This window comes from Parasphingorhabdus litoris DSM 22379, from assembly GCF_020906275.1.
Taxonomy (GTDB): domain Bacteria; phylum Pseudomonadota; class Alphaproteobacteria; order Sphingomonadales; family Sphingomonadaceae; genus Parasphingorhabdus; species Parasphingorhabdus litoris.
In genome coordinates this window covers 1,217,502-1,231,781 of the sequence record NZ_CP086727.1, presented here as the reverse complement: position 1 = coordinate 1,231,781, position 14,280 = coordinate 1,217,502, and the positions used below count along the sequence as shown (strand labels likewise).

Below are 14,280 nucleotides of genomic sequence, written 5' to 3'. Positions count from 1 at the left end.
CAATTGCCCACGATTGCTGCCTTGCCTAGCGAAGATCCAAAAATAACCTGACAAGTTATTTGATGGTGAAGGTCGATCCGCTCTTAAACCTTCCGATGATATAGGCTCAACAGTTGAAGGTTCTCTTCGTATATCCCCGACCGGCAGCAATACATCTTCCAACTTATTCCAACGCACAGTTGATCGCTGCAGCAACTGCTGTGCTCTGGCTTCGGCCCGAATACCATCAATTTCCTGTTTTCTATTTTGAACTCGGGCCCTTTCGGAACCAGGAAATCTGTCTAAAGGTTCACGCGCAGACGGGGACTGGCTGGCATTATGTCTGGCAAGCAAATCCCTAGCTAGACCCGATTCAGAATTGTCGACAGCAAATGCCACAGGTGTTTCTTTGACAGAATAGACCTCATTCCAAAGCACACGGCCCGTTACCCAGATAATCAAAAAAATCAGCAGAACTTTAAACGGCTCTCCTCGACGAACCGATATGACCGCTTCATTCATCGCGATCAGGAATCCCGGTTGGCCTTAACTGTCGAACATCTGCCGAATGCGGATGAAAATGGTTTGTTTTCTCCCATTTGGGCGCAATTCCTGCCAGGCTTTTCAAATATTGAAACAGGGCCCGCCGCGCAGCCAAGATGTTGATAATGTTGGCGATGAAAGTTCTCGGGATTGAAAGCAACGCTTCTCGCAGGCCATATAGTTTGAAAACAAAATATCCTTTGAACGCCAGGCGCCAGAGGACAAAAAATGCGTTGATCCAAAGCATCGCCATCAGCAAATCGGGAAATGGCTGCGGCTCATAAAGATTGCCGAGTTTCAGAACATATAGAGAAGCAGTCAACAGGATTGCCAGATAAGCAAGGGACAAGACAAAAGCTGCGAAACTGGCCTTGCGATCCCGAAAACGCATCCAATTTTCGCGCCAGCAGCCTTGCCACCCCAACCGGTCCCATCCGGACAGGGCAATTCCCATCATCCAGCGACTTTTCTGCCGTATCGCATCATCAAGAGATTCGGGGAAAAACTCCTGTGTCGCGACCCATTGCCCCTCTTTGTCTTTCAGGCGCGCAAAGATCCCGCGACTATTGCCCCGTGTCAGTTGAAGACCGATTTCATAGTCTTCTGTCAAACTAGTCGCATCAAAAGGCTTGCCATATGTCAGTGCAGATAGTCGCTGCAGCTCATCGCGCCGGAACGCACATCCGACACCGGCCGAAGGCATAGCCACGCCAAGCGCTTCTCGCAGAACCATTTGCTTGCCATGCATCTCCGCAAATTCATCACCATAATGGCCAGCCACCCAGATGGAGCGCGCTGCCCGGCGCGGGATGACCGGTATCTGGACCAGCGACGCACGGTCTATAAGATAGTCGAACAGGTCCAAAGCCTTGGGGTGGATCAGGTCTTCTGCATCTTGCAGGATGACCGATTTAAACTTGGTCGATTCCAAAATTTCGTCCTGACACAAAGCCCACCACAATCTGTTCAAGCAATCTGCTTTCGACGTTGGACCATCGCGGTCACATATGACCATGCGGATTTTGCCGGTATCTCTTGCTGCATCGGCAACAGCCGCGATGGTCGCACCATCATTGGGATAACAACCGACATAGATGCGATAATGATCATGATCCCATTGATTGATACAGCGCCTGAGCATGGCGCCAATAACTGGGGCTTCCTGCCAAGCCGGCACAAATATCGCCAATGGGCTGTTGTTTTTGGATGCTGGCAACTGATCGACAATGAGGCGCTTGTGGCGCGTATAGACAAACAGCTTTCGCTTTATCGAATGCATCACCCACGTGATGTCAAATATCGCATCATCTATCGCGCCAAGGATGAAGCACAGGCTCGCAAACAGGAGCAGTTCCTTTTGGACAAGGTCGATAGTCGGCAGGATATACGCGCCCATATACTGGCAAACTCCAGCAGTTACAGCACCATATCCCAATTACCCAAGCTGTTGAACCAGCCCCCTATAAGCACCTTTCTGGTGAGTGCATGCCACGATATATCATAGTGTAAATGAATGTAAATATTATTATTTAATCGATTAAAAAACATTGCAATGGACGCTGGACTTGCGGCGCAGTTCAGGCCATCACATAAAAAAATAAATTTAGGAGACCGTATGAGTGCAACTCAGGCCCAAGAGGCACCCACCACAAATACCGGACAGGCATTTGGTACGACTGGTTATCGCAACTACGTTCTCTTTTCATTGCTCGTTGTTTATACGCTCAATTTTATCGATCGCGCTCTGATTGGCGTCATTTCAGAACCAATCATTCAGGAATTTCAACTCACCGATTTACAGTTTGGCTTGCTCTCTGGCTTTGGGTTTGCCCTGACATATACGCTTTTCGGAATTCCCATCGCTCGCTTTGCGGAACGCTATAACCGCGTCCGCATCATCGCATTCAGTGTTATATTCTGGTCCATCATGACCGCGCTGTGCGGACTTGCCGGCAGTTTTCTTGCGCTTCTCGTATTTCGCATTGGTGTCGGAATCGGCGAGGCGGGTTGCACACCGCCAGCCAATTCAATCATCGCAGACTATTTCCCCCCGCGCAGCCGAGCGCGAGCGCTTGCCATCTATGCGATGGGCGTTACCCTTGGCAGCGCACTGGCCGCAGCGTTTGGCGGCCCCATTGCGGAGATTTTTTCCTGGCGTGAAGCCTTTATAATATTGGGCCTGCCGGGTGTTCTCATTGGCCTGATCGTATTGTTCACAATCAAGGAACCACCACGGGGCTATTCTGACCCCCCTGGCACACCACAGGTTGAGAAACTGGGCTTTGGCGAAACGCTGAAAAAATTAAGCGGAAACCGGAGTTACTGGATCAACGCCCTCGCCGCGACAATTGTCGCTTTTGTGGGTTACGGAGTCTCCAGTTTCCAGGTTTCGTTCTTTGTTCGCGTGCATGAATTGAGCATTGCCGATGCCGCCTTGCAACTGGTTCTGCCCGTGTCGCTCGCAGCGGCGGCCGGAACCTTTGGAGGAGGATATGCGATCGAGAAGCTGAGCGGACGCTTCATTAACGCCGTAGCCTGGGTACCAGGCTGGTCGCTCATTTTGTCTCTGCCTCTTTATTGGATTGGCTTTTCGACAGACAGTCAAGCAACGGCATTGGTCATGCTGATCGTAGCAGCGTTTCTGCATTACACATATCTGGGTTCGCAATATACGATTGCTCAAGGCGTGGTTGATGTGAAAGCACGAGCGACAGCGATCGCGATCTTGCTATTTGTCGTCAACTTGATCGGATACGGTCTTGGCCCCCTGTTTGTTGGTGCGATCAGCGACTTCCTATCTGCATCCTATATCAGCAGCAATGCCGCTTTGAGCAGCCAGATGACGCTGGAACTTTGCAAAGGCACCGATGCGGACATTTTGGCCGCGGGTAGCCAGGCTGCACTGGAAGCCTGTCGTCAAGCGACGGGCGAAGGTGTACGGGATGCATTGCGCTTCACCGCCATGATTTACGGCCTTTCCGGGCTTGCCTATCTGTGGCTTTGCAAGCATCTTCAGAAAGACCTGCTCGCCAAAATGAGCTAAGCGCCCAGAGTAAAATTCAAAAAGAGTAACGATGTCCAAACCCGAACCATGGCAGCTGTCAAAGGCCAGCTATCCCTTTTCCAATGTCACCCAGACGCGCTTTGGTGATATGGACCTGCTTGGCCATATCAACAATGTCGCGATGGCCGATCTGTTCGAAAATGGCCGGGTCCGTTTTAACCGGTCCATGGGTATGGAAAACCGCGCGGAGGGTGACCGCTGGCTGATCGCCGCAGTGCAGATCAACTATCTGCGAGAGGCCCATTTCCCCGACGATGCGGAGATTTGCAGCGGCATTGGCCGGATCGGCAACTCATCCTGGGACATCCTGTCGGCGGCGTTCCAGAACGACCAGTGCGTCGCGACCTGCACCACGACACTGGTGCTGACCAACCCGCAAGGTGCCAAGGTCATTGACGCTGATTTTCGAGCTGTGCTTGAGGCCCAGATGGTCAAGCGCGACTAGTATCTAGTCGTTAAAATTGGCCGCGCGCTTCTGCATGAAGGCCATGACTGCCTCTTTCTGATTGGGCGCCCTGCCCACCTTGTCCTGCTCGACGCTTTCCATCATCAGGATCTCGTCTTCATTCATGTCCGGCAGCTGGTTCATCAACCGCTTGGCGGCCTTGATCGCATCCGGGTTCTTGCCGGCAATTTCCGCCGCCAGTTCCATCGCCTTGGCATGCGGATCATCGGCGAGATGCGAAACAAAGCCCAGCTCTTTGCCTTCCTCGCCAGAGAATATCCGGTTGGTGTAAGTCAGCTCGCGCAAAATATCATCGCGCACAAAGCTGCGCCAGGTTGAGTAGCTGCCCATATCGGGGATGAGGCCCCAGCGCATTTCCATAATCGATAGCTTGGAATCCGGCGTCGCAATCCGCACGTCCGCCGCCGACGCAAATTGTAGGCCGCCACCGACACAGGCACCGTGAATGGCGACAATCACTGGCGCAGGCAGTCGCCGCCACTGCAGCACGACATGCTGATATTTATTCGCGTTGCCATAGCTGCGGTCGGTCAGACTGCCGGTCGTACTCGACTGCGTAAAGCTCGCCATATCCAGGCCTGCACAAAATCCCTTGCCATTGCCGGACAGCACGATCGCCCGCACATCCTTCATTTCGGCGAGCTTGTCCGTCGCCTCAATAATCGCATCAATCTGCTCTGGGTCGAGCGCATTCATTTTTTCCGGTCGGTTGAACCGGACATCGGCAATATGGTTTTCAACCGAGATAGTGACGCGTTCTGACATGGTTAGGCTCCCGTATTTCTGGGGTATGATTGGATTCGTTTAGGTATCAGCCGCGAGTTTAATCGCTCGATTAACCAACGGCAACTGATCATTGCCAAAATACATTCGCTCGCCGCCTTGATAAGGCACAAAAATGCTAGGCGATCCATAGGCGCCGCGGGCGATGGCTTCCTCGGTATTGGCGCGCAATCTGTCTTTCACGGCCTGTTCCTGCGTCTGCGCTACCAGCGCCTCGCCATCCATTCCGATTTCATTGGCAATTGCGGCCAATACCGCCGGATCATCCAGATTGCGCTGATCGGTATAATAGGCGTTAAAAGCCGCCGTCGCGAATTTATGCAGCGCCGCCTGATCCTCCTCCAACGCGCAACAGGCCCGCATCGCGTGGACGGACTTGACCGGATGATGCTCGCTCGGAAAATTCATCGGTATCCCGGCCAGCGCCGCCCAGTCTTTCATCACCCGAAAGCTGTGCACGAATTTCGGATTGTCGGGATTTTCGCGCGCGGCATAAACGCTTTGGTTCACCGCGTTGAAGACGCCGCCAACCAAAAACGGCTTCCAGATGATTTCTGCGCCGGTGTCCGCGATAATTGGCTGGATATTGTGAAACGCCAGACAGGTCCACGGGGACGAAAGGTCAAAATAAAAATCTACACTTACGGTCATATATTCACCCTTTTTTCTGATACTGCCGTGCTCCTGCGCAGGCAGGAGCCTATCTCCAGTTCGCGAATAACTGCACAAGCGAAAGATGGACCCCTGCCTACGCAGGGGCACGGTGGCTTTTCATATCCAAGCATCATTCCTTTATCCCGAAAAGCGTTTTGCGCACTTCGGCATCATCTTGCGGGTTGCGATTAATTTTGTCGCGGCCCAGCGCCATGCCGCGCCGCAATCCCTCACGCTGCTTCAGCTCCTCATACCAGCGCTTCACGCTGGCAAAATCCGCCAGATCAATTTCCTGCCGCTTATAGGTCTGCACCCACGGAAAGCAGGCCATATCGGCGATGCTGTAATCGCTGCCGGCCAGATAATCATGCTCTGCCAGCCGCCGGTCCATCACCCCGAACAGCCGCAGCACTTCGTTGCGATAGCGTTCGGTGGCATAGGCGATACGGTCGGGCGCGTAGAGTTTGAAATGGCCATGTTGCCCCATCATCGGCCCCAGCCCGCCCATTTGCCACATCAGCCATTCCGTCGCCGCAATCTGACCGGGCAAATCATGCGGCAGGAATTGCTCCGCCTTGTTCGCCAGATAGAGCAGGATCGCGCCGGTTTCGAAAACGCTGATCGGCTCATCGCCTTCGATCGGGTCATGATCGACAATGGCGGGGATGCGGTTATTCGGGCTGATCGCCAGAAAATCCGGCTCAAACTGCTCCCCTGCCCCGATATTCACCCACTTGACCTGATAATCGAGCCCGCATTCCTCGAGCATCACGCTGATCTTCCAGCCATTGGGTGTGGGGGCAAAATAAAGATCAATCATTACGGCAAAGCTCCAGGCAGAAATTATACATTTAATACGCAAAATGGCGGTGAAATTCGGTTCAACCGAGCATAGACGGCGATGAACAGAAGCGGGGAATCGATCTGGCGCGGACTGGACATAGGCTATGGTTGCATAAAAGGGCGGGTGTAGGACAGCAAAATATTATGCTTGCAGAGGCTTGGAACGGAGGGCTGGACGCCGGGCGCAGAACGGTTAGGATGCGCATCAATATCCCCCAACTGAAAGGAAACCCCATGTCCATCAATGTCATCTACAAAACCAGCGCCACCGCCACCGGAGGCCGCGACGGGTCAGCCAAATCGGATGACGGATCGGTCGACGTCAAGCTGGTTGTGCCCAAGGAAATGGGCGGCCCGGGCGGCGACGGCGCCAATCCCGAAAAACTGTTCGCCTGCGGCTATTCCGCCTGCTTCCTCGGCGCGATGAAAGCGGTATCGGGCAAAGCGGGCATCAGCGTCCCGGCCGACGCCACGGTCACGGCCCATATCGGCTTCGGCCCCCGCGAAGCCGGCGGCTACGGCATCACCGCCGACCTCGAAATCAGCCTACCCGGCGTCGATCAGGCCGATGGCGAAAAGCTGGTCCATGCAGCCCACGAAGTTTGCCCCTATTCCAACGCAACGCGGGGCAATGTTGATGTTGGTTTAACCGTTGTGTGAACTAAAGCGCACACCGATTGAGACCGGATATTTATGATGATTTAATGTCAGCTCTGGGTGCAAAAGCGGAGTTTCTGCATTCAACTCAACCGTCCTTCAATCGCATCCCAGATCATGCCGGCGGTGTCCGTTCCGTTGAACTTGTCGATCGCAACAATCCCGGTTGGGGAGGTGACATTAATTTCGGTTAGCCATTTTCCGCCAATTACATCAATGCCAACGAAGAGCAGCCCCAGTCTTTTCAAATCCGGGCCCATGGCGGCACAGATTTCTTTTTCACGATCGGTGAGTTCAGCCGCTTCAGCATAACCGCCTTGCGCAAGATTGGAGCGGAATTCGCCTTTGCCGGGTTTACGATTGATCGCTCCCGCCACTTCACCGTCCACCAAAACGATACGCTTATCGCCATCCTGGACTTCCGGAAGAAAGGGCTGGATCATATGCGGTTCTGGCCAAGTCTGATTAAATACCTCGATTAACGCGCTTAAATTACTGCCATCTTCCGGGATCAGGAAGATGGCTTTACCGCCATTACCGTGGAGTGGCTTCACAACAATGCCGCCATGCTCATCCTGAAAAGCCCGAATTTCATCAATATTTCGCGATATCAACGTGGGCGGCATAAATTTGGCATAGTCGAGCACATATACTTTTTCGGGCGCGTTCCGGACTGATGCAGGATTGTTGATCACCAGCGTTTCATGCTCAATCCGTTCCAGTAAATGGGTCGCGGTTATATAACCGACATCAAACGGGGGATCCTGCCGCATCAACACCACGTCAACATCGCTACCTAGATCGAGCCGCACCTGTTCGCCAAATTCATAATGATCGCCGTGCACCTGCTGCACCTTTACCGGATGCGCGAGGGTCGTGAGGCGTCCAGCCAGATAGGTCAGGTCTTTGACATCATAATGATACAGCCGATGCCCGCGCTTTTGCGCCGCGATCATCAATGCAAAGCTGCTGTCTCCCGCAATATTGACGGATTCCATGGGATCCATTTGCACGGCTATTTTCAGGGTCATAATGGCGCTTTCTCAAAACGTTGGCGTCGGCGGGACTAAAATCCGTGCCATACGTTGGTTAAATGGGTCGGCAGGCGTCGCGGTGCAACCAAAATAACGTCGATGCGCGCATCTTCGCCATTTTGGCAATATTCGGAATAAAGAATTTCCGCCGCTGCTGCGACGCGTTTCAGCCGATGATGATCGATTGCCGTTTCCAGATCCGCGGCCTTCGAGCGTGCTTTCACCTCGACAAAGGCGACCAGGCCTAAACGCTTTGCTATGATATCAACTTCTCCGCGCGCCGTCCGTACGCGCTTTGCCAATATTCTCCAGCCGTGCAGCCGCAGCCAACCGGCGGCTATGCTTTCTGCGCGCCGCCCTTGCTGTTCGGCCTGCCTGCGGTTCATTTTTCCCGTTCCGCTTTCCAGCGATTGGCCAGATCATAAAGCGCTTTGCGATCAGCACCAAAAGCGCGTGCAACTTCACCAGCCGCTTTTGCCGCCGGCAAGCGCTCCAGCGCCAATCGTAACGCCGCTTCGATATCTTCGCTGCTGGCGGGCGCGTCCTCTCCGGGCGGGCCGATGACGACAACTATCTCACCCTTAGGTTTTTCGCTTGCGTAACGGGCGGCAAGATCGGACAGCTTGCCCGTGACCGTTTCTTCAAATTTTTTCGTGATTTCACGGATCACGGCGCCTTCCCGATCGCCCAAATTATCATGCGCATCCGCAAGCATGGCACCAAGGCGCGAGCCATTTTCATAAAATATCAGCGTTGCCTTTATCGGCTTTAATTCTGCCAGGGCAGCCCCACGCGCCTTGCTCTTACTTGGCAAAAATCCTTCGAACAGAAACCGGTCGCTAGGCAAACCCGATAAAGTCAATGCTGCGATCACGGCGCTCGGCCCAGGGACAGTCGTCACATATATGCCCGCCGTTCGCGCATCGCGCACGAGCTTATATCCGGGGTCGGAAATAAGCGGCGTGCCGGCGTCACTGACCAGTGCGACAATTTTACATCTCGCTGCGGCTAAAATTTCCTGCCGTGCTTGCTCCCCCTTATGGTCATTATAGACCATCATCTTTTTCTTTTTATCTATGTGATTCAATAGCTTGCCAGTGACTCTTGAATCTTCGACCAAAATAAGATCGGCGGCAGCGAGAATTTCTTCGCCCCGGCGGGATAAATCTCCGAGGTTGCCGATTGGTGTGGCAACGATATACAGGCCATGTTCAAAGGGAGCAGACATAATGAACGTCATGACAGATAATTTGCACGTGGGACAGATAGAAAAAACATCCAAGCAAACTGGACGTCGTAGCCTGTTGAAATATGCCGGGCTCGCCTCCATCATTTTTCTTGCGGGTTGTGAAACCGTTGTTCCCCGCGGCGGCGAACGCGCACCTACACCGACGCCGACACCGCCACCAGTAACGGGTGCTCTGCCATCGGACACAACGCATCATCGTATTGCTTTGCTGGTTCCCCTGTCCGGCAAGAATGCTGGCGTCGGACAATCGCTCGCCAATGCGACCACGATGGCGCTGCTTGATACTAAGGCGGGCAACATCCGCATGACCAACTATGATACGGCAAAAGGCGCAGCTGCGGCGGCGCGCAAAGCGGTTGCAGACGGGAACAAGCTGATCATTGGCCCGTTGCTCAGCGATAATGTCGTTGCGACGGCCAATATCGCCCGCCCAGCTGGCGTCCCGATACTGAGCTTTTCGAACGATGCCGGTGTCGCGGGCAATAATGTATTCCTACTCGGTCATATCCCATCTCAGTCGATCAATCGCGTGGTAAGCTATGCCAAATCAAAAGGTATGAGCCGCTTTGCCGCTCTGGTTCCCAATGGGGTTTATGGTCAACGCGCATCATCAACATTATTGCGCTCGGTCAAAGATGTCGGCGGGACCGTGGTCTCAATTCAGAATTTCAGTCGTGATTCCAAATCAGTAGAGGCGGCAACCAAGAAATTGTCTGAAAATGGTAATTTTGATGCGGTACTGCTCGCCGACAATGGCAGCATGGCAATCAGGGCAGCGCCTTATATCCGTCAGAACGCCAGCAGCACGGCCAAAATACTTGGCACCGATCTATGGAATACCAGCAGCAATCTCGCTGGCGCTCCTTCCATGCGCGGCGCCTGGTTCGCTAGCGTTTCAGACGGATTATACCGGCAATATGCCAGCAAATATCGTACCCGTTATGGTCGTGCGCCTTTCCGGCTGTCTAGTCTTGGCTATGACTCGGTATTGCTGACCGTCAAGGTGGCACAAAATTGGAAAGTCGGCACGCCCTTCCCAATCAATCAGCTCACCGATTCCGGTGGGTTCATTGGTCTGGACGGTGTTTTCCGCTTCCGCCGCAACGGTATTTCCGAACGCGCTTTGGAAGTGCAGGAAATCCGCAGCGGCAGCTTCAGCGTGATTGATCCAGCACCCAAAAGTTTTTAGCGGATAGTCTTTAAAGCTCTATGCTTTATCCAATATTCTGGCCGGTATCTTTCCAGTCGGCCAGAAAGCCTTCAATGCCCTTGTCAGTCAGGACATGTTTGAACAGGCCGCGAATGACGTTCGGTGGCATGGTTCCCACATCTGCGCCAATCCGCGCCGATTCCAGCACATGGATCGGGTGGCGGATAGAGGCGACCAGGATTTCTGTGTCAAAAGCATAATTGTCATAGATCAGCCGGATATCGTCGATCAGCTTCATGCCATCGAAACCATTATCATCGTGGCGGCCGACGAACGGGGAAATGAAGCTCGCGCCCGCTTTCGCAGCCAGCAACGCTTGATTGGCGGAGAAGCAAAGCGTCACATTGACCATCGTGCCATCACTGGTCAGCGCTTTGCAGGTTTTTAGGCCGTCAATCGTCAGCGGCACCTTGATGCAGACATTGTCTGCAATCTTACGCAGCACCTCTGCCTCTTTCATCATCGCGTCATGTTCAAGCGCAACAACTTCAGCAGAAACCGGACCATCGGTGAGACCGCAAATCTCCTTGGTCACTTCCATGATGTCGCGGCCGGATTTTTTGATCAGCGACGGGTTGGTGGTCACGCCATCGACCATGCCGGTCGCGGCGAGATCAGCGATTTCAGCGGTATCGGCGGTATCAACAAAGAATTTCATGTCGTCTGTGCTCCTGGTACGGGTACGAAAACTGCGTTGGGAAGACGCCTAACGCCTTTCATCACCGGGTGAAATATCGCTCTGAGAAAAGCTGTGTAAAAAACTGTGGATAGCTTGGGGGCTTTTCATCCCCGAGCGATCAACTCAGCCCAAAAGCCGCGATCAGCACCGGATCATTGGTCGCCTGCGGATTGGCTCTGATCTTCGCTTCCTGCGCGCCGATGGACCGGTATATAGCATCGCTGACTTTATTGGTCACATCCTGGCTGATATCGGCAAAGTTGATATCACTGACCTGCCCTAATACCAGATTGATGATCTCGTTGTCGAACAGGTTCAGCCCCTGACTGACTCCCGGCAACATCTGCGTCGCCAAAGATGTGCCGAGCTGGCTCTGCAACAAATTGGTTGCGGCGCGGTCGCCGCCTCTGATGATGGCCGCGGCATCGGCTATGCTCATGCCGCGGATGGTATCGGCAATTACCGGGGCGGCCAGCTCTGCCCCTTTTTCGGCGGCGCGATTGACTTGCTTGAGCAAACGTTTCTGGACCGGTTTGGACCGCAGCATCGCCGTGGCAATATTGGTAACCCGCGTCCCGCCGAGCCGGTCTGGAACCGATATGCGGGCAATCTGGCTGTCGAAAAAACCATTGGGCTGCATCAATTCGGCAAAGGCATTTTGCGACGAGAGCGTCAGCAAACGTTTGACCGCCTCGGTCAGGCTCAGCGCTGGCAGGCTGGAACAACCCGGCAAGGCCAGCACCGCAGCCGCGCCGCCTGCGGCCAGAAAATTGCGTCGATTGATATATTCCATGGTCTTACTCCCCTAATCCCTTCGCAATTGCATAGCAGTTGGTGACGCAATCCCAAAGCATGCTTATACGGGCCGGATGAATCGCGTTCATCAACCTGCCAAAGACCGGGCCAGAGTGCTGTTGCTCAACGCCGCGCTGGGGCCGCTCGATTATCGCATACCCGAAGGCATGGACGCGCGTCCGGGTTCTATCGTTATGGCGCCGCTAGGCCCGCGCAAATTACCAGGCGTAGTTTGGGAAGCGGAGAGCTTTCCAGTGGATGAGATTGATGCAAAGAAACTGCGCCCCTTGCTGGAGTTACGCGACGTTCCGCCGCTATCTGCACCGCTAAGGCGATTGATTGAATGGACCGCGCGTTACTATTTTGCCGCACCGGCATCGGTATTGCGCATGGTCCTTTCCAGCGGAGCGGCCTTTGCCGACAATCGCCCGATTATCGAATATCGGCTGAACGGCAATGTTCCAGACCGGATGACCCCGCAACGGGAACAGGCACTCGAAAAGCTGGTCGATGTGCAAGGCACGATCAGCGAACTGGCATTCAAGGCCGATGTGTCTGTTGCGGTCATAAGGGGGCTTGAAAAAGCAGGCGCGCTGGACCGGCATGAAGTGTCGGCTTTTGCCGATATCAAGCCGCCTGATCCCGACTTTGCCAAAGTCGATCTCAGTGATGATCAGACCAAGATTGGCAATGTTTTGATGGGCGCGGTGCGCGATGCTGCTTTTCAACCCTATTTGCTCGATGGCGTTACCGGATCGGGCAAGACGGAAGTCTATTTCGAGGCCGTGGCTGAAGCCCTGCGCCAAGATAAGCAGACTTTGGTATTGCTCCCCGAAATTGCACTTACAGAACCGTTTCTTGACCGGTTTCAGGCGCGGTTCGGAACGGAACCAGTCGCTTGGCATAGCGGCCTTAAACAATCCGATCGCAAGAAAAACTGGCGGGCTTTGGCCGATGGCGATGCGAAAGTCGTTGTCGGCGCACGGTCCGCGCTGTTCCTGCCGTACAAGAATCTTGGCCTCATCATCGTCGACGAGGCGCACGAGGTCAGTTTCAAACAGGAAGATGGCGTTCGCTATCATGCCCGCGATGTTGCCGTGATGCGCGGACTGCATGAGAAAATCCCTGTGGTGCTGGCGTCCGCAACCCCGGCGATCGAAAGCCGTCATCAAGTCGAACAGGGCAATTACGAATTGCTCGAGTTGCCCGCCCGTTTTGGTGCAGCGACATTGCCCGAGATCGAGGCACTGGACCTGACTCAGGATATTCCGGCACGCGGGTCTTGGTTAGCCCCGACATTAGTCAAAGCGCTGGAGGAAAATCTCGACAAAGGCGAGCAGTCGCTGTTGTTCCTCAACCGACGCGGCTTTGCGCCGCTGACGCTGTGCCGGACCTGCGGCCATCGGATCAATTGCCCGAATTGCACCGCATGGATGGTGGAACACAGGCTAACCAAACGCCTGGCGTGCCACCATTGCGGTCATGTCATGCCGCAGCCCGAGCAATGCCCGGAATGCGGTGATGAAGATTCTTTGGTCGCCTGTGGCCCCGGTGTGGAGCGCATTTGCGACGAGGTCAAAATGCTATTCCCGCAAGCGCGAACCGCCATTGTGACCTCCGACACCATCTGGTCACCAGCCAAGGCTGGAGAATTTGTCGCCCAGATGGAGGCTGGCGCCATTGATATCGTTGTGGGCACGCAGTTAGTCACCAAGGGCTATCACTTCCCCAATCTGACATTGGTCGGGGTCGTTGATGCGGATATTGGACTGGAAGGCGGCGACCTGCGCGCGGCCGAACGCAGTTTCCAGCAAATCGCGCAGGTTGCCGGCCGCGCCGGTCGTGCCGAAAAACCCGGTCATGTCTATGTCCAGACCCGCATGCCCGGAGCGCCGGTGATACAGGCCCTGATCAAAGGCGACCGGGACGGGTTTTATAACGCGGAAACCGAATCCCGCCGTGCCGCCGCAGCGCCGCCTTTTTCCAGATTGGCAGCCATCATTGTGTCCTCCGAGGACAATTCTGAAGCGATGGAAACCGCGCGACTAATTGGACAGACAGCACCAAAGGCAGAAGGCTTCGCCGTCTATGGCCCTGCCCCTGCCCCACTCGCCATGTTACGTGGTCGTCATCGCCATCGTTTGCTGATCCACGCGCATCGTTCGATTGAACTGCAGGAAATCATGCGGGAGTGGCTCGAAAAACTGGAGTGGCCGCGAGCGGTGCGGGTCGGTGTGGACGTTGATCCATACAGCTTTGTTTAAATTTGCGGAAAATGCTTATGGCTTGTGCTCCGCACTTGATGCAGAGCCTAGGGTGGTGGT

Annotated in this window: 14 protein-coding genes; 5 read left to right on the top strand and 9 right to left on the bottom strand. The window is 54.4% G+C overall.

Going from position 1 to position 14,280, the window contains the following annotated elements:
* Positions 1-493: 493 nt before the first annotated feature.
* On the bottom strand, positions 494-1,918 hold the full coding sequence (locus BS29_RS05945; RefSeq protein WP_229956295.1) for a glycosyl transferase family protein: 1,425 nt from the start codon (positions 1,916-1,918) through the stop codon (positions 494-496).
* Between the two features lie 219 nt (positions 1,919-2,137).
* On the opposite strand from BS29_RS05945, the gene BS29_RS05940 reads away from it, so the two are divergent.
* Entirely contained in the window at positions 2,138-3,565 is a 1,428-nt protein-coding gene (locus BS29_RS05940) for a spinster family MFS transporter (RefSeq protein WP_229956294.1), read from the top strand.
* Between the two features lie 31 nt (positions 3,566-3,596).
* Complete coding sequence (locus tag BS29_RS05935) at positions 3,597-4,031, top strand: acyl-CoA thioesterase (RefSeq protein ID WP_229956293.1); 435 nt, start codon at positions 3,597-3,599, stop codon at positions 4,029-4,031.
* Positions 4,032-4,034: 3 nt separating this feature from the next.
* Here BS29_RS05935 and BS29_RS05930 read toward each other — a convergent pair whose 3' ends face one another.
* The 3 genes from BS29_RS05930 to BS29_RS05920 all read right to left on the bottom strand — a co-directional run bounded on the left by BS29_RS05930 (position 4,035) and on the right by BS29_RS05920 (position 6,309).
* Entirely contained in the window at positions 4,035-4,817 is a 783-nt protein-coding gene (locus BS29_RS05930) for a crotonase/enoyl-CoA hydratase family protein (protein ID WP_229956292.1), read from the bottom strand.
* Between the two features lie 39 nt (positions 4,818-4,856).
* Positions 4,857-5,486 (bottom strand): 2-hydroxychromene-2-carboxylate isomerase, encoded by a 630-nt coding sequence (locus BS29_RS05925; RefSeq protein WP_229956291.1) that lies wholly within the window; start codon positions 5,484-5,486, stop codon positions 4,857-4,859.
* Between the two features lie 133 nt (positions 5,487-5,619).
* Entirely contained in the window at positions 5,620-6,309 is a 690-nt protein-coding gene (locus BS29_RS05920; RefSeq protein WP_229956290.1) for a glutathione binding-like protein, read from the bottom strand.
* A gap of 257 nt (positions 6,310-6,566) precedes the next feature.
* On the opposite strand from BS29_RS05920, the gene BS29_RS05915 reads away from it, so the two are divergent.
* Entirely contained in the window at positions 6,567-6,992 is a 426-nt protein-coding gene (locus BS29_RS05915; RefSeq protein ID WP_229956289.1) for an organic hydroperoxide resistance protein, read from the top strand.
* A gap of 80 nt (positions 6,993-7,072) precedes the next feature.
* Here BS29_RS05915 and gshB read toward each other — a convergent pair whose 3' ends face one another.
* From gshB to rsmI, 3 genes are read right to left on the bottom strand one after another with little or no spacing between them, the layout of a single operon-like run.
* A complete protein-coding gene (gshB, locus tag BS29_RS05910; RefSeq protein WP_229956288.1) occupies positions 7,073-8,020 on the bottom strand; it encodes a glutathione synthase in 948 nt (315 codons plus the stop codon).
* Between the two features lie 35 nt (positions 8,021-8,055).
* Positions 8,056-8,409, bottom strand: a complete 354-nt coding sequence (locus BS29_RS05905) for a YraN family protein (protein ID WP_229956287.1) — start codon at positions 8,407-8,409, stop codon at positions 8,056-8,058.
* On the bottom strand, positions 8,406-9,263 hold the full coding sequence (gene rsmI / locus BS29_RS05900) for a 16S rRNA (cytidine(1402)-2'-O)-methyltransferase (protein ID WP_229956286.1): 858 nt from the start codon (positions 9,261-9,263) through the stop codon (positions 8,406-8,408). Before rsmI ends, BS29_RS05905 begins: the two co-directional genes overlap by 4 nt.
* On the opposite strand from rsmI, the gene BS29_RS05895 reads away from it, so the two are divergent.
* Positions 9,253-10,461, top strand: coding sequence for a penicillin-binding protein activator (locus tag BS29_RS05895; RefSeq protein ID WP_326838497.1), 1,209 nt, complete (start codon positions 9,253-9,255; stop codon positions 10,459-10,461). The genes rsmI and BS29_RS05895 overlap by 11 nt on opposite strands.
* Before the next feature lie 25 nt (positions 10,462-10,486).
* Here BS29_RS05895 and fsa read toward each other — a convergent pair whose 3' ends face one another.
* Positions 10,487-11,140 carry a fructose-6-phosphate aldolase gene (gene fsa, locus BS29_RS05890; protein ID WP_229956285.1) on the bottom strand — a complete coding sequence of 218 codons (654 nt, stop codon included), beginning with the start codon at positions 11,138-11,140 and terminating at the stop codon, positions 10,487-10,489.
* Positions 11,141-11,279: 139 nt separating this feature from the next.
* On the bottom strand, positions 11,280-11,954 hold the full coding sequence (locus BS29_RS05885; protein ID WP_229956284.1) for a DUF4197 domain-containing protein: 675 nt from the start codon (positions 11,952-11,954) through the stop codon (positions 11,280-11,282).
* A 76-nt stretch (positions 11,955-12,030) separates the two neighbouring features.
* Between BS29_RS05885 and BS29_RS05880 the strand changes: the two genes are divergently transcribed.
* A complete protein-coding gene (locus BS29_RS05880; protein WP_229956283.1) occupies positions 12,031-14,220 on the top strand; it encodes a primosomal protein N' in 2,190 nt (729 codons plus the stop codon).
* Positions 14,221-14,280 lie beyond the last annotated feature (60 nt).